We start from the raw sequence: 20,767 nt of genomic DNA, 5'->3' as shown, positions 1-20,767 counted from the left end.
TTTTGCTATCCTCGATAGGAAATAAGCTAGCCAATCTCCTAAGAGATGCTCACCTCATATTATTACCGATATTTTGATTATAAAACAGGGAACTAATGTTCGCAAGTGAATTTTTACCAAACACAATAAAAACCCATGAGCTAAAACTAAACTCACGGGTTTTTAATCGTGGTGCCTGACACCATTTTCACTTCGATGACATGGTTTATTTCAATAAAGAAAGGTATCTTTCACTGATGATTTTATAATGGTGGAGTGCGTGGCCAGCAATGATGTAGCCGATGGCACGGGCTGTGACTTCTGTGTTATTGGCAAAGCCAATGTTTGCCCAAGCCACTTCCGGCATGTTTTGAATTAAGGAAAGGGTAGCTTTTCTAATGGCAATAAAGTCTTCGAGAATATTTTTTATTGGTAATTTATTAATTTGCGAACCTTGGACATAATCATTCTCGTTAAAACCTGCCAAAGCAGTCTGGTCTCCCCGTCCAACACGGAGAAGCCGGTAGCTCATAATTCTTTCAGTGTCTGCCATGTGGCCAAGTACTTCTTTGATGCTCCATTTATTTTCGGCATAGCGAAAGTGGCCATCTTCTTCCGAAAGCGACTCAAAAAGCTCAATCGTTTTGACCAAATTCTCTTTCAAAAGTGTTAATAGATTACCCTCAGGAACTAGATTCACATAAGGTTTATAGTATTCTGGGTACTCACTTGCTAAAGGACGTTGCAGCATTTCATTTTCTCCCTTCTAATCTCATGACATCAGACTCTCCTCATCCTAATGGTATGAGGGACAGCAAAGATATTATTCGTTTTTTTAAAAGAAAACCCACAAGGTGGACTAGCATAGAATAATCCTATCATAATATTCATAACTACATGACCGGCATTTTTAATAAAAAGCTGAGTAAAGCACATCATTTCCTATAGTAAAAGGACCGTTTAGTGAATAAGACATATTATAAATAGATAAAAAAATTTTTTTACAGGGGGAGAAATAATGGATTTTTTCTTGGTAGGAATCGTCTATTGGCTATTGATTGGAGCATCCGTGCTACTTTTTGTTAGGGGTATTTGGAAAAAATCATGGAAAGCCTTTTTGTGGAGTGGAATTGCCCTTGCTATACCAACCATCTCGCTCTATGTTGGCGGTGCGGAGGGATGGTTTAGATTCGCTGGTCTGCTGCCTCTGCTATTGTTTGGACTTGCTTTTTATACAAAAAAATAGTCACTCATTTTAATTATCCATTTTTCAAATCAAAATCAGGTGAAAAAAATACCTTTTTTTGTATAAATAATAAATGAATTCTTCCAATTTGCGCATTCTAAAAAGAAAAGGGAATGGCATATAGATGAGAAAGAATTAAATGATTTTGTTCTTAATGATGTTATTACCTTGGCTGCAATTGGCGAAATGCCATTTATGGTGGGTCCATTTTTTGTAGATTAAGACCATACCAAATGGTTATATTATTTATGAGTAAATCAGTGATAATGTACGGGATTCAGAACTCAGTGAATAAGTGGAGGAAAAAACCTAAATCCATCCTTCAAAAATTATTTTCGTAAATAAAGTCGCCACAAGTTAGCATCTAACTTGTGGTATTTTTATTATGAATTATTAAATCCCTTTAATAATTATAAGAGTTTCTGTTATAACTCAAGGAGAAGCTTAATAAAAATCATATTTTGTGTAAAATTACACTACGATATTTGGACATTTATAATTTATTTATATGCATTCCCCATCCATGGGCGAATTTTTGAGTTCTATGAGCGAATCTTTGGTTTCAATGAGCGAATATTGGACTTCTATGGGCGTATTTAGTGTTTTTATGGGCGAATCTGTGCCTCCAATTTTCGGCCGCTCTTAATTTTAACATGATACAATTAATATATATAATCCACACGAGGTGAAAAGCATGAATCCATCTAATCCAAACAATACCTCACGATCAAGTGAAATCGATTTAAAAACTATCCTTACCAATCAAAATAAAGAAGAATTAATGAGGATTATTCTTGACCTGTCAGATGATTTCCCCGAAATTGAAAAACAGCTTCTTTTTAAATACACTCCTCATAAAGACGAAATTTCATCAGCGAAAAAGCTTATTACTGAATCTATTAATAGTGCAAAAAGGAAAGGTTTTATCGATTGGCGTCACGTGGGCCTTGCATTACAAGGTGCAGATCTGACTCTCCAAAAAGCACAAGGAAAAGTAGATAAAGGTGAATGGGAGAGTGCAATCTTACTATCACTAGTTGTATTGTCACCTGTTGTAAAAATGCTTAATTTTTCTGATGACTCAAATGGTTCAATCGGTGACGTTATGAATTGGGCGATAAGAACGATTGACGATGCAGTAATTGCCAGTCTGCCCAATTTTAATGAAATAGAGAAGAAGGGGCTTTTTGACGCGATCGTGAAAGAAGCTTTAAAAGAACATTATAATGGCTGGAGTGATTGGCGCTATGCTCTTTTAAAAATTTGTACCTATTATTCTCCTATTAAAGATTTGAGAAAAAAGTTAGAAAAACAGCTAAAATCCCTCTATGAGAAGACAGAATCATCTTGGAGTGATAGATTTGAAAAAACACAAATAAAATTGCTACAGTTCGAAATCATTGAACGATGTGATGGTGTAGATGCTGCTGAGAAATTTATATATGAGAATATCAAACATACCGAGTTTCGTGAAAAGGCAATAGCTAATGAATTAGGAAAAGACGACTATAAGAAAGTGATTCAACTTTGTTTGGATGGAGAAAAAGCAGACGCTGAATATCGAGGCCTTGTCCAAAAGTGGCGGGTATACCGATATCAAGCCAGTGAATTACTTGGAGATATAGAACAACAAAAGCAGTTAGCGAGGGAACTATTATTCAAAAATGAATTTACATATTATTTAAAACTAAAAGAATTATATGGATCAAATGAATGGGATGTTACTTTGAAAAAGCTTGTTGATGATTTTAAAAAGATGGAGTACCAGCCCTCTGTGTACCTCTCAATATTAAAAGAGGAAAATTTGTCTGATGAGCTTTTAAACTATTGTCAAAATCATATTTCATCTATAAAGGACCTTTATCCATATGTAATTAAGGAATATCTAGAAGAAGTAAACAACCTTTTTATTAAGTATATTGAATACTCGGCGGAGGAGGCTACGGATCGAAAAAAATATCGTTCGGTTTGTTCAATCATAAAAACCTACAAAAATGCTTGTGGAACGATTCATTCACATAAGCTGATCGGAGAATTAAGACAAAAGTACATGAGACGGCCTGCATTTTTAGAGGAATTAGGGAAAATCAGATAAGCCAAAAAGGAGCTAGAAGCCATGCTGTCCCATTTAGAAATCTATGTTTCCAACCTAAGCAAAACTATCGAGTTTTGGGAGTGGTTTTTAACGGAGTTAGGATACCAGCCATACCAGAAGTGGGATTCTGGTATCAGTTGGAAACATGGAGAAACTTATATCATTTTTGTTCAGGCGGAAGAACGTTTTCTAGATGTTCCTTACCATCGCTCACGAGTTGGCCTTAACCATTTAGCTTTTCATGCGGTATCAAGAGAGCAGGTTAATCAAATAACAACACAATTAAAGGAAAAAGGGATAATCATTCTTTATCAGGATAAACATCCATTTGCCGGAGGAGATTCTCATTATGCTGTTTTTTTCGAAGATCCTGATCGAATCAAAGTGGAGTTAGTAGCACCAGAAGAATAAACATGACACACAACTTTAATTGTAAAAAGAGAAATAAGAGAATTGGTCTAAAAGGGATGGTAATTATTTAATTATCCATCCCTTTTTTATTTTAATTACTCTAGAAATTAGGCTTATTCCTTAGAAAGTACCTTCCTAAGGATTTCCGCTTAGGGGTACGGATACTATTAACCTTCAAGATAATGCCTTTAAGCCGACAACGCCTATAATAATTAAAATGACGCTAATGATGCGCCCAAGGTTTTTTGATTCACCAAAAAGAAACATATTAATAAAGACAGCACCGGCCGTTCCGATTCCGACCCAAACGGCATAGGCAATGCTTAGTTGAAGAAACTGAAATGACACATATAAAAAAGCCAGTGATGCGCCGAACCCGCCAATATATAGAACACCATTTCGGAGCGTTTTTTGCTGGCTGTATAATTTGAGTCCAGCAGCACCGGCGACCTCACTTGCAGCTGCTAAAAAGACAAAAACCCAGCCCATACTAGGCAACTCCCTTTACGGCTGCTTTTTCATCTTCCTTGTCCGAGAGGTTTAATCCGATGACGCCAATGACAATGGTCAAGATAAAAAAAGCTTTCCCAGGACTAAAGCTTTCCCCAAAAAGGTATATATCCATTAACACCGTTCCAATTGTCCCTATACCGGCAAATATCGCATAAACAGTACCTGTGGGGAGAGTCTCGCATGCCATAGGTAGAATATGGTAGTCTAAAAAAATAACTCCAACGACGATCGCCCACTGCCACCACGTTTGTGCCTCATTAAATCCGTATACCCAAATTAATTCAAACAAACAGGTTAAACCAACGTAAATCCAGGCCTTATTCATTCTTTACACCTCTTGAAAGACCGCTTGTACTATAAACCAAAATGGTCCGATTAAATACTAATATGAAACCGGCATATTATATTAGGATACCACAATTTTTTAGAAAGTTGTTTTAAACACCTTTTCAACGCGTGGGAATTTATGTATTTTTATATTTATTGTGATATCAATCACAAAAATCTTTCCGCTTTAACTTTATAATAATCAAAAATAGGGAAAAAAATAAAAGTGGATGGTGACGAAATTGGAATACAAATTTAAATCAATATATGAGGAAATAGGCGGGCAGAAAACAATTGATAAACTGGTCAATACCTTTTATCCGCGAGTATATGCTGACCCAGAGTTAAGACCATTATTTGAAGGGGATATGGAAGAAATTAAGCGCAAGCAGAGGATATTTCTCCCACAGTTTTTAGGGGGTCCAGCCCTTTATAGCCAGGAATTTGGTCCGCCAGCAATGAGAGGGCGGCATCTGCCATTTGAAGTAACACCGAGAAGAGCCTCCTGCTGGCTTCGCTGTATGAAGGAAGCATTTGAAGAAATTGGACTTGATAAAGAACCAGCAGGGCAGGCCTTTTATGACCGGTTAACGCAAGTGGCTGGAATTATGGTCAATAGCCCGGACCATGAATAAGAACTAGTTAAATGATAAAAGGCTCTTCTCATATTGAGAGGAGCCTTTGACTTAAATACTATTTCTTTAGCTTAGCCCAAGTTGCATCTAGAGCTTTTTCTGTTTCTGCTTTAGATTTTTGGCCGCCAACATAGGCTTGAAGGGAAGCACCGAATTCTTGACCTGCACCATCAGGATATTTCATGAACTGCCAAGAGTAGGTTTTGCCTTCTTGAGAGTATTTCTGAAGTTCTGCACCTAGTGGTCCAATATCTTCTGCTTTTGCTTCAATTGTTTTAAAAGCAGGGATGTATTTGAATTCCTTAACTAATGCTGTTTTACCTTCTTCAGATGAAACCATCCAGTTTAAGAAATCTTTTGCCGCTTTTTTATCTGCTTCAGGAGCTTTGTTATGAACTACCCAGTTTGTTGGTACGTCAACCATTAATTTATCTGCTTGTGCTGCATCATCAGTCAGTGCCAATGGAATGAAACCAACTTCCATGCCAGGATTTAATTTATCCAGCATCGGCTGGATCCAGTTACCTTGCTGAATCATTGCTGTTTCGCCGTTGGCAAATTGTGTTACTTCTGTATTGTAGTCAGTTGTTAATGGATTTTTATTACCATATTTAATCGTTAGGTCTACAAGCTTAAAGTAGTCATTGAAGTATTTGTTGCCTTCAATTTTTGCTGTACCTTCGTTTAGACCTTTAATGAAGTTTTCGTCATCCGCTTGTTGGTAAGCGAACGGAACGTTAAGACCATGGTTTGCTAAAACCCACCATTCAGCATAGCCAACTGAGAAAGGTGTAATCCCGGCAGCTTTCAGTTTTTTCGATGCAGCTTCTAACTCTGTGAATGTTTTTGGTATTTCGGTAATACCGGCTTTTGCAAATAACTTTTTATTGTAAGCAAAACCATAGCCTTCCATATTAACAGGTTGACCATAAATTTTTCCATCGATTGTCATAGGTAGTAATGCGCTCTCATAGGCATCTTTTACCCAAGGCTGATCGGATAAATCTTCAAATTTATCTTTCCATGTTTGTGCCTCTTGATAACCGCCATTACCAAAGATATCAGGAGCTTTGTTAGAAGCAAACTTTGCTTTTAAGGCTGCAGAACCATCTGCGCCACCGCCCACTGTTTCAATATTAAAGGTAACTTCTGGATGTTCTTTTGTATATTGGTCTGTTAATGCCTTTAATTGGTCAGCGATTTCAACTTTCCCATTAAAAAGATCAACAACTACTTTCCCATCTTTGCCACCGCTGCTTTTTTTATCACTAGATGCACTGTCGCTAGAACAAGCTGTTGCTAATAGAAGTGAAGCGGATAGTACACCTGCAAGTAAAGAATATTTTTTGATCCCCATTATAATTCCCTCCTGTTAATAAAATCTATTTTTATATTAGTCTCTGCTATCTGTCAATCAGATAGCAGAGGTTGTTCCCCACGTATATTTCACTTTATTGAACCGCTGGTAATCCCTTTAATAATGTGTTTTTGCATCGAAAAGAAGAAGATTAACAACGGAATGATGCCCATAACCAATGCTGCAAGTGCTAAATCCCATTGCTTTGTATATTGTCCAAAGAAGGAGAACGTTGCTAATGGAATCGTTTTTAATTCCGGATCCTGAAGAACAAGTGATGGTAATAAGAAGTCATTCCAAATCCATAAGCTGTTTAAAATGACGATCGTAACCGTAATCGGTTTTAATAGTGGAAAAACGATTCTCCAAAATACGCCAAACCTTGAACAGCCATCGATAATTGCTGCCTCCTCAAGTTCGACCGGAATTCCTTTGATAAACCCGTGATACAAGAATATAGTCATCCCCGACCCAAAGCCTAAGTACATAATGACAAGGCCCCATACGCTGTTTAAAAGTCCAAAGGTACTGGCTGTTTTAATGAGTGGGATCATAATGGATTGAAACGGAATAATCATCGCTGCAACGAAAATCATGAAAATCACGTTACTGATCTTCTTTTTTGTTCGGACCAGCATGTACGCCGCCATCGAACAAAAGATAACCAGAACAACATTACTCGCAATTGTAACGATTAAAGAGTTTGAAAATACCTTTAGATAGTTCAGTTTTTCGAAGGCGCTCACATAGTTCTCAAACTGCAGCACGGACGGCAGGGCCGATGTGTTAGATAAAATCTCAGCAAAAGGCTTTAAGGAGTTTGCAATAACATAATAGAAAGGAACTAAAAAGGCTAGACCGAGTAGAATGGCAAGGATTTCAACAATAAATGTCTTTCCTGTGTACCTGTTTCCCATTAAGACTCAACCTCCTTTTTCTTCGAATACGTCACTTGAATGACCGAAATAGCTGCAACGACAAGGAATAAGATTAATGCCTTTGCTCCACCAATACCGTAGCGGTTATTAACAAATGCTTCTGTATAAATGTTAAGCGCTAACATTTCTGTTGACTTGAATGGACCACCATTCGTCAAGGAAAGGTTAGCATCAAAGACCTTAAAGGATGATGCCGTTGTTAAAAATAAACAAATGGTTACGGCTGGTGCCACGAGTGGCATAGTAATGTGACGTAGAATTTGCCACCTATTTGCACCGTCAATTTTCGCTGCTTCAATTAATTCTTGAGGAACGTTCTGTAATGCTGCGATATAGATAATCATAATGTAGCCTGCACCTTGCCATACACTGACAATCACAATTCCCCAGAAGGCGGTATTTTTATCGCCTAACCAAGCTAACTCAAAAAGAGGGATACCTGTAAGCGCACCGATGGAGGCAAAGCCTTTGACAAAAATAAACTGCCAGATAAATCCTAATAAAAGACCACCGATCAAGTTAGGCATGAAGAAAACTGTACGTAAAATATTTCGTGTTTTTAGCATTTGGGTGACAAGTAACGCTAATCCAAACCCAATCGCATTTGTTAAAATAATGGCAACGACTGTATATTTCGTTGTAAGTTTGAAGGAAGCTAGGAATTGCTTGTCCTCGGTGAAGATATACTTGAAATTGTCCAAGCCAACCCATTTGACTTCCCCTGTGATTCCGTTCCAGTCTGTAAAGGCATAATAAATTCCTGTAAAGAAAGGGATCAGAACAATGAGCATAAAAGCTAAAAAAACGGGTCCTACAAATAGAGCAAATAATCCTGCATCTTTCAGTTTCTTATTTTTATTTAAGGATACTGACTTCGATACTGCTACGTTTTTTGGATTTACTAATACTGAGGATTCAACTTTTTCCACCTTACTTTGACTATTCATTACCTGCACCTCCATAATTTCATTTTAGAGAATAATAAAAATTATGAAACGGCTTACATTGACCAGTAGGGTGGAATATATTGAACAGTCATTACTATTGACAAGTCAATATATGCCCTAGGAATGGATACAGATAGTTGTTACAATGGAGAAAATTCATTAATTGGAGGAAGGTTAGATCTATTTCTTTCATATAACTAACCAAGATGATATGCAGTGGGGAATTCGTAAAAAGCTTATTATATTTTTAATACTAGTAACGGTTCTGCCTTTTGGAAGTTCGATTGCGATTACTTATTACCAAACAACGAAGTCTCTTAATAATCGCTTTGTTTCAACCAATCATGACCTAATTGTCAAAGGTGAAGACGAACTAACTGTTTATTTGGAAGATGTGGCCCAGATGTCGTCCGTACTTTACCGATATACGCCCTTTATGAATGTGATGAGGGATGGGCTATCACAGAATTTAAATACTAATCAGGAAGAAGTTCGACGAGCTCTTGCTTATTTATTTAATACACGACCTGAGATTGAACAAATGCACATTTACATTGATAAAGGGAAGGATTCCTATACCAATTATCATTCTAGAATTAGCGGCAGAGCAAAGTATGAGAGTATCTTTTCGCATCCTTATTATGCACGTTTAAATCGATATAACAGCCTTTTTTCTGTTATTGAACCGCCCCATGAAATGTATAGTTATAACAATATATCGGTTATCCCAAACTCGGAAAAGAAAAATGTCCTAAGCTTTCATAACATCCTTCGTGACGTACCGTCAGACAAGCTATTAGGCTTTTTGTCTATTGATATTAATCTTTCCAAAATAGGTGCGATTGCCGGCCGCTTATATACAAAGGACATGGAAGACTTGTACATTATGGATGAAAAAGGAGTTATAATATACTCCTCCAATGAATCAATGATCGGCAAAGAAAATAAAGAAAAGTGGTTTGGGAAAGTAAAAAAGGAGTCTGCCTCCAGTAAAAGTACGGAATGGAAGGATAAACAATTCTCAGGTGTGATTGTTCACGATAAGTTCCCCGCTCCCTACAAGAATTGGTATATCGTGAAACGAATTCCTTACAATGTACTCTATCAAGGGGCTAGAGAAACGGCATTGATCAATATTTTGATCGGTATCGTGACTCTCATTTTTGTGCTAATCGCAACCATGTTTGTTTCATTTAAGATAACCGCACCGATAAAAGTATTAATTGATAACATGAAAAAAGTAGAAAAAGGTGAATTTGAGGCAGATTTTGATTCCTTAGGAAATGATGAAATTGGGATGTTGGGAAGGCATTTCAAAGTAATGATTGCGAAAATCAATGATTTAATTGAGCGAGAATATAAATTAGATATAGAAAATAAAGAATCACAGCTGCGCGTATTGCGGTCACAAATTAACCCGCATTTTTTATATAACGCCCTTCAATCGATTGGTACTTTGGCGTTAAAATCGAAAGCCGTTCCTGTCTATTCCTTACTCACCTCATTATCGAAAATCATGAGATACAGTATGAATATGAAGGAAGACATTGTCCCTTTTATTTCAGAGCTGATGCATGTTAAATCCTATTTATTGTTACAAAAACAACGCTTTGACGAGCAGTTTGAATTTGAATTAAATGTCCCAAAAGAAGTCCAAGAAATACTAATACCGAAAATGATTTTACAGCCAATTGTGGAAAATTGTTTTAAGCATGGTTTTGATCAGCAGGTAGGAAAAGCATTTATTCAAATTGAGGCGAGTGTTCAGGACGACGCGTTGGTTTGCCTTACTGTAAAAGATAATGGAATAGGCGCAAATGAAGAACAGTTGAAAAATATCAGGCAGGAATTATATCATGGTGTGTCAAAAGAAGAGAAGCATAGAGAAACGATTGGCTTAAAAAATATATATGACCGATTACAGATTTATTACGCTAATCAAGCACACATGACTATTAACAGTAATGAAGAAACTGGATTTTCTGTGACCGTTCAGTTTCCAAAGGTTATGCAAAAAGAGGTGGAGCATTCATGAAAGCATTAATCGTCGATGATGAAAAGCACGTTCGCGAAGGAATTAAGATCCTGGGTGATTGGGAACAAAACGGAATTGATGAAATTTATGAAGCCGGTAATGGAGAAGAAGCGATACATTTAATTCAAAAGTATAAGCCAGAGATTATTTTTTCAGATATGAAAATGCCAAAAATGGATGGCGTCAACCTGTTAGAATGGATTAAAGAAAATCAGCCCACCAGCAAAACTATTGTTGTGACAGGTTATGATGATTACCACTACATGCGCAAAGCCATTCATTTCGGAAGTTCAGATTATCTCTTAAAGCCGATTGATCCTGAAATCTTAAATCATACGTTGGAAACAGCTGTGGATGAATGGAAAAAAGAAGCTTTGGACAGGGAGAGAAAAGAAAGCAGCTCTCAATTAATCAATGAAATGAAGCCGGTTTATCGAGACCGCAAGCTTACCCAGCTAGTAAATGGCGATAATCTGAAGGGAGATTTGTTTAAGGATTTTGGAATTCATCCGTCTCACAATTATCAAGTAGCCCTTGTTCGGATTAATGGAAAAACAATCGAGGTATTTCAAGGAGATCGAGATTTAGCCTACTTTACGATTTTGAACGTCATTAACGAAATTATGATGGAAAATGAATGTGGAATTGGATTTCGTTACTTATCCAATAAAGGCGAAATTGTGATTATCTTTTGGAACAAATTTGAGCAATTAGGGGAACTTTTAAAACAAATCTTTAAGATGCTAAGAGGTACAATGAATATCTCTTGTCCGATTGTTTTAGGTAAACTGGTTAATGGGAGTTCCAGCTTAATTGATTCCTATCGTCATGCTAAGCAATTATTTTTTAATCGTAATATTTTGGATGATAGAGAAACTCGCGTCCATGTGATCGAGGACCTTCCAAGTCATGGATTAAGGAACCTTATGGACTACTCTGCTAGTATAGAAATGGCTGTACAAGCTGGGGAGATTGGGGCCTTTGTTGAAGTAATCAACCAAATCGAGTCTGATTTTACAGAAAACCACTTTCTATCATTAAAACAGCTATTCCATTTAGAAAATGAATATTTGGTGATCAGCAATAGATGGTTTAAGCATTATAATCTACCTGTGAAAGCAGCAGAAGACATCGAAAAACGAATTGATTTATTTTTTGATGTAAATGGTCACTTTATGCTTGGAGAATACAAAGAGAGAAAGAAACGAGAGATTGCTATCTTTTTGAAAAAAGTTAAGAAAGGAACCCTTCAAAAACATAGTAACATCATTTATGATATTGAAAAGTATTTGCAAGCGAACTTCGATCGGGATGTAAAACTGCAAGAGATCTCCGAGCATTTTTATATCAGTCGAGAATATATTTCGAGAAAATTCAAACAAGAATTTAACGTCAATATATCCGATTATATTGTGAAGTTTCGGATGAAGAAGGCAAAAACATTATTAAAAAACAGCCAGTTAAAAATTTATGAAATTGCTACTATGATCGGGTATCAAGACGACAAATATTTTCGCAAAGTATTTAAAAAGGTTGAGGGCATTACTCCGAATGAATATCGTGAAGCCTATATGAATCAGAGATGAGCAGAGCCGGAATCCGGCTTCTGCTCATTTTTATGGTATGAAATAACCCGTGGTAAGTTGATAGGGGATATGTTAAATTGAATAGATACTAATAGTCAAAACTTATTGATTGAGCCTTTGAATGTAAGGGTTTTCTTTTTTGTTTGGGGGGATACCATGTTTTTTTCCTTACGCAATCGCCTATTTATTATTTTTACTTGTTTGTTAACAATTCCATTAATCATTTTGTCGATGATAATCCCGAGCTGGTTTACATCCATTATTGAAGATCAAACCCAGGAGTTAACAATAGAAGCAATGGATCAGTACTCGCTCTATATTGACTCGATTACAACGCAGGCGGAGGATTTAGGAAAACAGGTCCTTGTCAATCAAACGACTCAGCAGTGGTTAAAGTTAGAAAAAAAGGATGCAAATATACCGAAAGAACAGAGCTTGTTACAGAAGAATCAACTGAAAATGATGCTATCATCAATGATGGTGAACAATTCAAATGGTATGTCTATCTCAGTCGTTCTGAATAATGGTGAGGGGGCATGGGGCAATAACCCCAACTTACACAACCTAGATTGGTTTAAAGACTTTACGATCAATGAACAACGATTTGTAAAATCACATATTGATCCATATATGCCAGCACAAGGAAATAGTAATAGTTATATTTTGCCCCTCGTTGATTTGAATACGGTTGTTTCATACGGATTTATAAAGGTTAATTTCCCTTCATCTTTGCTAGAAACAGCCTTACGAAAAATCACGATCGGAAAAAATGGACATGCTTATTTATTGGATCAGCAGGGAGCAAATGTATTAGAGGGGAAAATCGATACCCCAAAAAGGGTATTAAAAAATAGTTTAACTAAAATAAAGAATAATACAAAACAAAAAGGTTTATTAGAAACTGATTATCAGGGAGACAAATACTTTGTTTTTTTTCAAAAGTTAGCAGTTGGTGATTGGATTCTTGTCAGTGAAGTGACCAAGTCTGACTTATTCTCAAAAGTTAATATTCTACAGCGGAACTTACTTATTACTAGTGCAATTGTGTTTTTAATAACAATCTTTGCGTCGTTCATGCTCTCATCCAATATCGTAAGCCCTTTAGGAAAACTAGCAAAAGCGATGAAATTTATCGAGCATGGGGATTTTTTAGGTGCAAAACGCTTTATGCCAACCATTAAATCGTCTAATGATGAAGTTGGTTATGTGATTAAAGTATTCGACCATACCGTCGATCAATTGAAGAATTTAATTGAAACAGAATATGAAGCCAACATCCGTCGAAAAGATGCAGAATACAAGGCCTTATTACTACAAATCAATCCTCACTTTTTGAACAATACCCTTGAAATCATTGGGGGATTAGCTGTTCAGGGCAAGAATAAAGAGGTCATGAACGTAAGCATCTACTTAGGCCGGATGATGAGGTATTCATTGAATACACAAAATGACGTCGTGAGGTTAGGTGAAGAAATCAGCTATATTCGCAGCTACACCGACATTTTAAAGGTGAGATATGAGGACGCCCTCACGATTGATATTGTGGAGGATCCGGAGACAAGAAATCTCTCTATTATTAAATTTATCCTCCAACCGCTCGTAGAAAATGCCGTCAAATATAGTTTTATAGAAAAGACCACGGCTGAAATTTTTATTAAAACGAAAAAAGCGAATAATCAAATAAAGATAGTTTTAGAAGATAAGGGAATTGGCATGTCTGAAGAAGTGATATCAGACTTAGTGAGTGAAGAAACAAAGAATGAAACCATTAGTGTCCTAGCGAGCAAAGGAAACAGCATTGGTCTAAAGAATGTCCTTGGCCGATTAAAGCTTTACTACGGAGAGCGCTTTTCCTATCAGATTGAATCTGAAAAGAATGTAGGCACGAGGATTACATTATGTATAAATTTTGATAGAGGTGATATACATGATGAAGGTCATAATCACGGATGATGAAATCCAAATTCGTAAAGGCTTACGAATGAAAGTGAACTGGGAAGAAGAAGGTTTTGAAATTGTTGGTGAAGCTTCCAACGGAAAAGATACACTTGAATTGCTTGGTTGCATGGATATTGATTTGGTCATTACAGATATGAGGATGCCCATTATGGATGGCCTTGAATTAGCTAAACGATGTCAGCAGGAATTTCCAAGAGTAAAAGTAATCGTATTATCGGGTTATTCCGATTTTGAATTGGTACGTGGTTCCATGAAGGAAGGGGTTAGAGACTATCTGTTAAAACCGGTAGCCCCAGATGAATTAGTAGAAGCATTACGAAAAATTCGTAAAGAAATTGAGGAAGAGCGGCGAAAACAAGTTGAAACGGCTCAGATGCGTCAACTTGTTCTTACCCAGCTCCAAGAAGTGCAGGAACAATACTTGCTCTATTTAGTTAAAGAGGAATGGTTACAGCTTAATTTCGTCATCGAAAGACTGCGTCAGCTACAACTCGAGGAACTTGTAAATGAGAACGCAGACGTCCAATTTGTCAGCGTGGAAATTAGAGAGAGTTTTGGCAACCCAAATCGATTAAAGGAGCTCTGGCTTCCTTTCCAAATGTTATGCAAAGAGATCTCAAAAGAGAATAAAGGAACTTATTCGTTTTACGACCCTAGCTATGCTAATATGGTTCATTTTCTAATACGAATAGATATAAATAGTCCTTCTAGTTTGGTTGAAAGGGTACAACAGAATGTGAAAAGGTTGTTGAGTTTAGAAACGGTGATTGGAATCGGAAATGTTGTCAAGGGTCTAGCTAGCTTTAAGACAGGTTATATTTCTAGTTTGCTTGCTTGGAGTCAAAGTCAACTTGGCTCGCAATCACAGGTGATTGATGCAGCGATAACCAAAGAAGAAGAATTTGAGTTTTCACCTGATTTTGAAAGAAAGTTAACAAATGCGATTGAAAATGTTCATTTCGAGGCATTTAAGGAAAATATTCAACTATTATTACAAGGGAATGGAAACCAATCGATTTTGTCCTTTTCATTTGCTGCCAATCGAGTGTTATTTTTGTTAGGGGCGCTGGCAAAAAAATATGATATAGAAACGAAAGATATTCAAAAAATGATTTGGAATTGCCAACAAAGTATCTGGGAACTTAATTCGCAAAGTAAAGTGCTTGAAAACCTCCTTCAATTAGCCCAATTGATTATTGGAAAAGTACGTACGGCACGCTTTTCGAACGGGAAATTAATCGTGGATAGTGTTCGGCACTATTTGGACCAGCATTACGCTAGTGAAATTTCACTTACCTTATTATCGGAACTCTTTCATATCAATAGTGCTCATTTATCTGAAACCTTTAAAAATTATGTCGGGCAGAATTTTAGTGATTATCTGGTGAATTTACGAATGGACAAAGCCCGGGAGTTTTTAAGAGATAAGCAACTAAAAATCATTGATGTAGCAAACTTAGTTGGCTTTTCTAACTCTGGATATTTCAGTACTGTTTTTAAAAAACACTTTGGACAAACCCCTGTTGAATTCCGTAATGCCTTAGATGTTTAAGTTTTCAAGAAAGAAAGGGAATGTAGATGAAAAAATGGTTCACTATTTTTGCAATTATACTTTTGGGTATTTTAGTGTATGCGTTGTCCTTTTTTGATACATTCTCTGGTAGCACCCAAAAAGAGAAAGCGGAAAAATCAAAGAGTTCCGAACGAACTGAGTTGACGTTTTGGCGAAATAGTGGAAATACGGCTGAAAATAAAGCATTTGAAGAATTAGTTTCTGTTTTTGAAAAAGCAAACCCCGATATCTCGGTGAATATGAAGTCGATTCCATACAGTGACTATGAAATAAGACTGCGGACAGAACTTGCTGCAGGAAACCCTCCGGATATTTTGACGATTGACAGTCCTACTCTTGCTCTTTATGCAAATACCGGATCGTTATTATCAATTGATCCATTTATGAGAAAGGAGGGGCAGATTGATGATATTCCTGCCTCTACCTTGCGAGGATTAAGTTATAAGGGTCAAATTTACCTTGCACCGATTGTCGAGTCAAGTATTGCTTTATATTACAATAGACATATATTTAAAGATGCCGGTATCCCTTATCCATCTGAAGATCCCAAAAACCCATTAACATGGGATGAGGTATTAGAGATTGCTAAAAAAGTAAATAATCCTGCAAAAGATGTGATCGGTATTGACCCGGCACAGAGTTTTAATGATGGAGAATCTCCTGCTTATTTTAAAACACCGCTACTTTGGCAGTTTGGTGCTAATATTTTAAGCCCCGATGGAACTACGGCAAGTGGATATTTAGATTCAAAAGAAGCGTTAGATGCCCTTCAATTTTTTCAAGATTTATATCATAAAAATGCTGTTGCGGCATTTGAATTACCCCCAGCTGCGTTTGAGTCAGGCAAACTTGCGATGACTGTGCTTGGTTCATGGACACTTGCAGATTTGGAAAAAAATCACCCTGAATTCAAGCTGGGAGAAGATTTTGGAGTAACGCCACTGCCAAAGGATAAGTATCAGTTTGTTCCAAATGGAGGATGGGCGCTCGGAATCACCTCTAAATCAAAACATCCACAGGAAGCTTGGAAGTTTATTAAATATGTGACAAGTTATGAAGGAATGAAAAAGTATGTAACCATAACAGGTGATGTTCCTGCAAGATACTCTGTAGCAAAAGATTTTCCAGAGCTGAACGAATATCCTAAGAACATTTTCTTACAGCAAACGCAAAAATATTCAAGGAACCGCCCGGTTACTCCTGCGTATCCGGTTGTTAGTGATGCAATAAGGAAATTATTTGAGGATGTTGGAATCGGCGGGAAGGATGTTAAAACTTCGGCGAAGGAAGCTGTAGAAAAAATCAATGCAGGGCTTAAAGAAATTCAATAAATTGGGGGCAGGGATTTACATGAATAAACCTGAAATAACCATGAAAAGTCTCACACCAATCCTTCGTATATTTGATGAATCTAAAGCCAAAGAGTTTTACTTGAGTTTTCTGGGATTTGTGCTGGTTTGGGAGCATCGATTTGGGGAAAATATGCCGTTGTATATGCAAATATCCTATCAAAATTGTATCATTCATCTTTCTGAGCATCATGGTGATTGCTGTCCAGGTGCAGCGGTGAGGATTGAAGTGGGGAACATCAAGTCATTTCATTCACAGCTTCTTTCAAAGGATTATAAGTACACCCGTCCTGGCATCGAAGAAACTCCATGGAAAACCGTAGAACTATGCATTCATGACCCGTTTGGCAATAGAATAATATTTTTTGAGAGCACCTCTTCTAGTTAAGGAACTAGGAGAGTTTTTTTGCATGAAATCTCCCTTGTGCTCCATGGGCTGTTTATTATGAGGGTTCCGAAGGACAAAACTTTCCTCCAGTGGTCTTGAAATCTGTCTATTATAAGGTAATGAAAGACAAAACCTCGCCAGTGGCCCGGAGATTTGTCTATCATAGAGGTAATGAAAGACAAAACCTTGCCAGTGGCCCGGAGATTTGTCTATCATAAAGGTAATGAAAGACAAAACCTTGCCAGTGGCCCGGAAATTTGTCTATCATACTGGAAATGAAGGACAAAACCTCCACATGAAAAGTTACATCTGTCTTTCATAGGGCTGTGAAGGACAAAGCCCAGCATCAAAAGCAGAATTATTATTCATTATCATAAAAAGTCCATTGACGAACACCAACTTTATTAAAGTTTCTTGCTAAAATTCTGCTCAATGTTTTTTTAGACACAGCACCCCTACACCATTCATAAACAACATTTGTAGTAATTTTCAAAGTCGGAAAGAGAAGTTTTAATTCCTCTACATTCCGCATTACAGCAGGTTCAACAAATTCTTCGAACCCACAATCACCACACGCTATTTTCTTTCCTTGGATAAACATCGAAAACGAACTGCATACTTTACAAGTTAACCCTTTTTTCAACTGACTATACTTAAAAGTTGGTACCTGGGAATATTGCGATTTCGTCTGATGCAACGAAACTAGTTTTTCAGCAATCTTTTTATGCTGGGTTGTTAGTTTTGACGGTTGCGCATTTAAATTTTCCATAAGTGCGTCTAGCTGCGTTGGATAAATTATGGGTTCGTTTACGGGGGCTTGATATAAAGTAAACCGGGGGTTTATAAAAACAACATATCCCTCAATTGGTAAATTATATCCGTGTTTTTGGAGTAATTGGCGAAGCAAAGATTTGCTACGTCTCAACTGATCCAGTGGATTCTTAATTTCCTTTTCAGCCAGCGTTTCGAACCGGCCGTTTCGAAAACAGTAATCGCCTTCATAATTTTTTACTTCAAAAAAGCTAATTTTCTTTTGAAAAATGATAGTGGTATCAAGTCGGAAGGTTGTGTTGTTAACGTTTAACAGCAAATCATTTAAAATATAACACTCACTCTGAACCTTTTCTGTTAATAAATCAAACTGAACTTCACCCTCAAAGCCTTTTTCTTGGTACAAATAGTACTTTTTCTCGTCAACGGTTTGATCCATTCTCTTGTTTAAAATCCTTAGAATAATTAATTTACCTGGGACAGTTCGTGCTTTAAAAGGCATCTCCCACTTCCTCTCTTAATTTTTTAAAACTCCATGCTAATCATATAAAAAAAAACAATCGAAATGCGTGAATACTTTGTTAATTTTCCTAAAAGTAAATGGAACCGTTTTCAACTGCCGAAAATTTTAAACGTCCATTTCCGAAGATATTAAACTCTCTCCTTTTCCAAATTTGCTAAAGTTAAAACCAGATAAAGCAATATAAACAATGCTATTTGATAGGAGGTTAAGAGCTTGCAAGAGTTAGTAAATGTTCAAAAAGAACCAGTTGTACAGATCCAAGCGGAAAAGAAAGCAGCTTCGAAACTGACAGGTAAATTGGAATATATCAAGAAAAACTATCATCTTTATTTGCTTATCGCTCCAGCTGTTATTCTAACAATCATTTTTAAATATATTCCGATGTATGGAGCCATTATTGCCTTTAAAGATTTTAGTACGATCAAAGGGATTTTAGGAAGTGATTGGGTCGGATTTGATAATTTCACCAAATTCTTATCTTCACCTAACTTTACTGACATTTTTATGAATACGCTTAAACTCAGTTTTTTTGGCTTAATCGTTGGGTTCCCTGTCCCTATCATCCTTTCATTGATGCTTAATCAACTACGAAGGGCGGCCATTAAAAAAAATATTCAACTCGTGCTCTATGCACCAAATTTTATTTCTGTGGTTGTAATTGTTGGTATGGTGTTTATTTTCTTATCACCAACAGGCCCTATCAATCACCTGGTTAGCTTCATAACTGGAAAGCCGCTTATGTTCATGTCAAATCCAGATTATTTCCGATCAATCTATATTATCTCTGGTATTTGGCAGGCGGCAGGCTGGTCATCGATTATCTACGTGGCGGCTTTATCGAATGTTGACCCTGAATTACACAATGCAGCAACGATTGATGGAGCAAATATTCTTCAAAGAATGATTCACATCGATTTACCGACATTGAAACCATTAATGGCAGTAACATTTATTCTGGCTGCTGGAGGGATTATGTCGATTGGATTTGAAAAAGCATATTTAATGCAAACCGCAATGAATTTGCCTTCTTCCGAAATTCTGCCAACTTATGTGTATAAAGTAGGTTTGCAGTCCGGCGACTATGCTTATTCAACAGCTGTTGGCCTGTTTAATTCAGTCATTAACGTAATCTTGTTAATCGTAGTTAATAAAATCGTTAAGAAGTTAAACGAAGGTGAAGGTTTATATTAACGAGAAAGGAGTCTTGATATGAATATAAAGCACACCCGCATAGACCGAATCATATTAGGCTTTAATAATATCTTTCTATGCTTAGCCGTATTAATCGTGTTAGTTCCCTTGGTATATGTCGTTCTTGCGTCATTCATGGATCCAACGGTGTTATTAAATAAAGGGATTTCGTTCAATTTTTCAGATTGGAGTTTTAAAGGATATCAGTTGATTTTATCCAATGATGCGATGGTCCATGGCTTTATCAATTCTATTCTTTATTCAGTAGGATTTGCCGTTATAACCGTTGTGGTTTGTATTTTTGCTGCCTATCCATTATCGGTAAACGGCTTTGTCGGGAAAAATTTCTTCATGACACTGTTTATCATAACCATCTTCTTTGGAGGTGGACTTATCCCAACCTACCTGGTTGTAAAAGACCTCGGAATGTTAAACACCCCTTGGGCGATTTTAATACCAGGAGCCGTGAATGTATGGAATATTATCCTAGCAAGGACTTATTTTAAAAGTATTCCTTATGAATTACATGAAGCAGCAAAGGTGGATGGAGCATCCGATCTACTAATCTTCTTTAAAATCGTTATGCCACTTTCCAAACCTATCATTTTCGTCCTAGCAATGTATGCATTTGTTGGTCAATGGAACTCTTATTTTGATGCGATGATTTATCTCGAGGATCCGAAATTGCACCCATTACAATTAGTTTTGAGGTCAATATTGATTCAAAATCAAACTGGACCAGGAATGATTAGTGATCAGCAGGCTATGGCTGAACTTAAAAAGCTTTCAGAAATGATCAAATACTCATCGATTGTTATTTCTAGTCTGCCGCTTATTATCATGTATCCATTCTTCCAAAAGTACTTTGAAAAAGGTGTCATGGTGGGTTCATTGAAATAATGAGCCAATTTTATAGATTTTATTGTAAATGCTTACACACAATA

Annotated in this window: 19 protein-coding genes; 12 read left to right on the top strand and 7 right to left on the bottom strand. The window is 36.8% G+C overall.

The features are described from left to right. Window positions 1-205: 205 nt before the first annotated feature. On the bottom strand, window positions 206-730 hold the full coding sequence (locus COE25_RS01450) for a DinB family protein (protein ID WP_098930363.1): 525 nt from the start codon (window positions 728-730) through the stop codon (window positions 206-208). A gap of 267 nt (window positions 731-997) precedes the next feature. Between COE25_RS01450 and COE25_RS01445 the strand changes: the two genes are divergently transcribed. The 3 genes from COE25_RS01445 to COE25_RS01435 all read left to right on the top strand — a co-directional run bounded on the left by COE25_RS01445 (window position 998) and on the right by COE25_RS01435 (window position 3,731). Beyond that, the gene (locus COE25_RS01445; protein WP_098930361.1) at window positions 998-1,225 is read left to right on the top strand and encodes a hypothetical protein; all 228 of its coding nucleotides are present in this window, start codon (window positions 998-1,000) and stop codon (window positions 1,223-1,225) included. A gap of 694 nt (window positions 1,226-1,919) precedes the next feature. Further along, the gene (locus COE25_RS01440; protein ID WP_098930359.1) at window positions 1,920-3,320 is read left to right on the top strand and encodes a hypothetical protein; all 1,401 of its coding nucleotides are present in this window, start codon (window positions 1,920-1,922) and stop codon (window positions 3,318-3,320) included. Window positions 3,321-3,341: 21 nt separating this feature from the next. Further along, window positions 3,342-3,731 (top strand): VOC family protein, encoded by a 390-nt coding sequence (locus COE25_RS01435; RefSeq protein WP_098930357.1) that lies wholly within the window; start codon window positions 3,342-3,344, stop codon window positions 3,729-3,731. A gap of 174 nt (window positions 3,732-3,905) precedes the next feature. On the opposite strand, the gene COE25_RS01430 is transcribed toward COE25_RS01435, so the two are convergent. Together COE25_RS01430 and COE25_RS01425 are read right to left on the bottom strand one after the other, a co-directional pair. After that, a complete protein-coding gene (locus COE25_RS01430) occupies window positions 3,906-4,220 on the bottom strand; it encodes a DMT family transporter (RefSeq protein ID WP_088085642.1) in 315 nt (104 codons plus the stop codon). A gap of 1 nt (window position 4,221) precedes the next feature. Then, window positions 4,222-4,569, bottom strand: a complete 348-nt coding sequence (locus COE25_RS01425) for a DMT family transporter (protein WP_088085643.1) — start codon at window positions 4,567-4,569, stop codon at window positions 4,222-4,224. Between the two features lie 232 nt (window positions 4,570-4,801). Here COE25_RS01425 and COE25_RS01420 point away from each other — a divergent pair, with 232 nt between their 5' ends. After that, complete coding sequence (locus tag COE25_RS01420) at window positions 4,802-5,206, top strand: globin domain-containing protein (protein ID WP_180247395.1); 405 nt, start codon at window positions 4,802-4,804, stop codon at window positions 5,204-5,206. Between the two features lie 58 nt (window positions 5,207-5,264). Here the strand turns inward: COE25_RS01420 and COE25_RS01415 are convergent, their stop codons facing one another. From COE25_RS01415 to COE25_RS01405, 3 genes are all read right to left on the bottom strand, one after another. After that, the gene (locus COE25_RS01415) at window positions 5,265-6,563 is read right to left on the bottom strand and encodes an ABC transporter substrate-binding protein (protein WP_088085645.1); all 1,299 of its coding nucleotides are present in this window, start codon (window positions 6,561-6,563) and stop codon (window positions 5,265-5,267) included. Window positions 6,564-6,652: 89 nt separating this feature from the next. After that, window positions 6,653-7,480, bottom strand: coding sequence for a carbohydrate ABC transporter permease (locus COE25_RS01410; protein ID WP_098930353.1), 828 nt, complete (start codon window positions 7,478-7,480; stop codon window positions 6,653-6,655). After that, entirely contained in the window at window positions 7,480-8,448 is a 969-nt protein-coding gene (locus COE25_RS01405; protein ID WP_098930351.1) for a carbohydrate ABC transporter permease, read from the bottom strand. The genes COE25_RS01410 and COE25_RS01405 overlap by 1 nt, the downstream gene beginning before the upstream one ends. Before the next feature lie 211 nt (window positions 8,449-8,659). On the opposite strand from COE25_RS01405, the gene COE25_RS01400 reads away from it, so the two are divergent. The 6 genes from COE25_RS01400 to COE25_RS01375 all read left to right on the top strand — a co-directional run bounded on the left by COE25_RS01400 (window position 8,660) and on the right by COE25_RS01375 (window position 17,338). Further along, window positions 8,660-10,483 (top strand): sensor histidine kinase, encoded by a 1,824-nt coding sequence (locus COE25_RS01400; RefSeq protein ID WP_098930349.1) that lies wholly within the window; start codon window positions 8,660-8,662, stop codon window positions 10,481-10,483. Beyond that, the gene (locus COE25_RS01395) at window positions 10,480-12,069 is read left to right on the top strand and encodes a response regulator transcription factor (RefSeq protein ID WP_098930347.1); all 1,590 of its coding nucleotides are present in this window, start codon (window positions 10,480-10,482) and stop codon (window positions 12,067-12,069) included. The genes COE25_RS01400 and COE25_RS01395 overlap by 4 nt, the downstream gene beginning before the upstream one ends. Window positions 12,070-12,225: 156 nt before the next feature. Next, window positions 12,226-14,022 (top strand): sensor histidine kinase, encoded by a 1,797-nt coding sequence (locus COE25_RS01390; protein ID WP_098930345.1) that lies wholly within the window; start codon window positions 12,226-12,228, stop codon window positions 14,020-14,022. Beyond that, window positions 13,997-15,580 carry a response regulator transcription factor gene (locus COE25_RS01385; protein ID WP_257208675.1) on the top strand — a complete coding sequence of 528 codons (1,584 nt, stop codon included), beginning with the start codon at window positions 13,997-13,999 and terminating at the stop codon, window positions 15,578-15,580. Before COE25_RS01390 ends, COE25_RS01385 begins: the two co-directional genes overlap by 26 nt. A gap of 26 nt (window positions 15,581-15,606) precedes the next feature. Further along, window positions 15,607-16,932 (top strand): ABC transporter substrate-binding protein, encoded by a 1,326-nt coding sequence (locus COE25_RS01380; RefSeq protein ID WP_098930340.1) that lies wholly within the window; start codon window positions 15,607-15,609, stop codon window positions 16,930-16,932. A gap of 19 nt (window positions 16,933-16,951) precedes the next feature. After that, window positions 16,952-17,338, top strand: a complete 387-nt coding sequence (locus COE25_RS01375; protein WP_098930575.1) for a glyoxalase superfamily protein — start codon at window positions 16,952-16,954, stop codon at window positions 17,336-17,338. A gap of 361 nt (window positions 17,339-17,699) precedes the next feature. Here the strand turns inward: COE25_RS01375 and COE25_RS01370 are convergent, their stop codons facing one another. Next, complete coding sequence (locus tag COE25_RS01370; protein WP_098930338.1) at window positions 17,700-18,611, bottom strand: nuclease-related domain-containing protein; 912 nt, start codon at window positions 18,609-18,611, stop codon at window positions 17,700-17,702. A 276-nt stretch (window positions 18,612-18,887) separates the two neighbouring features. Between COE25_RS01370 and COE25_RS01365 the strand changes: the two genes are divergently transcribed. Both COE25_RS01365 and COE25_RS01360 read left to right on the top strand, forming a co-directional pair. Further along, the gene (locus COE25_RS01365; RefSeq protein ID WP_257208681.1) at window positions 18,888-19,823 is read left to right on the top strand and encodes an ABC transporter permease; all 936 of its coding nucleotides are present in this window, start codon (window positions 18,888-18,890) and stop codon (window positions 19,821-19,823) included. Between the two features lie 18 nt (window positions 19,824-19,841). Next, window positions 19,842-20,723, top strand: coding sequence for a carbohydrate ABC transporter permease (locus COE25_RS01360; protein WP_088085655.1), 882 nt, complete (start codon window positions 19,842-19,844; stop codon window positions 20,721-20,723). Window positions 20,724-20,767: the final 44 nt, after the last annotated feature.

This window comes from Bacillus sp. AFS031507, assembly GCF_002584635.1.
Classification (GTDB): Bacteria; Bacillota; Bacilli; order Bacillales; family Cytobacillaceae; genus Neobacillus.
The sequence above is the reverse complement of the archived record's forward strand: the minus strand, read 5'-3'. Positions and strand labels throughout refer to the sequence as shown.

Coding starts and splice junctions, on each gene's coding strand:
- COE25_RS01435 (WP_098930357.1), top strand. CDS start 3,342: ATGCTGTCCCATTTAGAAATCTATGTTTCCAACCTAAGCAAAACTATC.
- COE25_RS01405 (WP_098930351.1), bottom strand. CDS start 8,448: ATGAATAGTCAAAGTAAGGTGGAAAAAGTTGAATCCTCAGTATTAGTA.
- COE25_RS01390 (WP_098930345.1), top strand. CDS start 12,226: ATGTTTTTTTCCTTACGCAATCGCCTATTTATTATTTTTACTTGTTTG.
- COE25_RS01380 (WP_098930340.1), top strand. CDS start 15,607: ATGAAAAAATGGTTCACTATTTTTGCAATTATACTTTTGGGTATTTTA.
- COE25_RS01440 (WP_098930359.1), top strand. CDS start 1,920: ATGAATCCATCTAATCCAAACAATACCTCACGATCAAGTGAAATCGAT.
- COE25_RS01360 (WP_088085655.1), top strand. CDS start 19,842: ATGAATATAAAGCACACCCGCATAGACCGAATCATATTAGGCTTTAAT.
- COE25_RS01410 (WP_098930353.1), bottom strand. CDS start 7,480: ATGGGAAACAGGTACACAGGAAAGACATTTATTGTTGAAATCCTTGCC.
- COE25_RS01395 (WP_098930347.1), top strand. CDS start 10,480: ATGAAAGCATTAATCGTCGATGATGAAAAGCACGTTCGCGAAGGAATT.
- COE25_RS01385 (WP_257208675.1), top strand. CDS start 13,997: ATGATGAAGGTCATAATCACGGATGATGAAATCCAAATTCGTAAAGGC.
- COE25_RS01400 (WP_098930349.1), top strand. CDS start 8,660: ATGCAGTGGGGAATTCGTAAAAAGCTTATTATATTTTTAATACTAGTA.
- COE25_RS01375 (WP_098930575.1), top strand. CDS start 16,952: ATGAATAAACCTGAAATAACCATGAAAAGTCTCACACCAATCCTTCGT.
- COE25_RS01415 (WP_088085645.1), bottom strand. CDS start 6,563: ATGGGGATCAAAAAATATTCTTTACTTGCAGGTGTACTATCCGCTTCA.
- COE25_RS01445 (WP_098930361.1), top strand. CDS start 998: ATGGATTTTTTCTTGGTAGGAATCGTCTATTGGCTATTGATTGGAGCA.
- COE25_RS01420 (WP_180247395.1), top strand. CDS start 4,802: ATGGTGACGAAATTGGAATACAAATTTAAATCAATATATGAGGAAATA.
- COE25_RS01370 (WP_098930338.1), bottom strand. CDS start 18,611: ATGCCTTTTAAAGCACGAACTGTCCCAGGTAAATTAATTATTCTAAGG.
- COE25_RS01425 (WP_088085643.1), bottom strand. CDS start 4,569: ATGAATAAGGCCTGGATTTACGTTGGTTTAACCTGTTTGTTTGAATTA.
- COE25_RS01450 (WP_098930363.1), bottom strand. CDS start 730: ATGCTGCAACGTCCTTTAGCAAGTGAGTACCCAGAATACTATAAACCT.
- COE25_RS01430 (WP_088085642.1), bottom strand. CDS start 4,220: ATGGGCTGGGTTTTTGTCTTTTTAGCAGCTGCAAGTGAGGTCGCCGGT.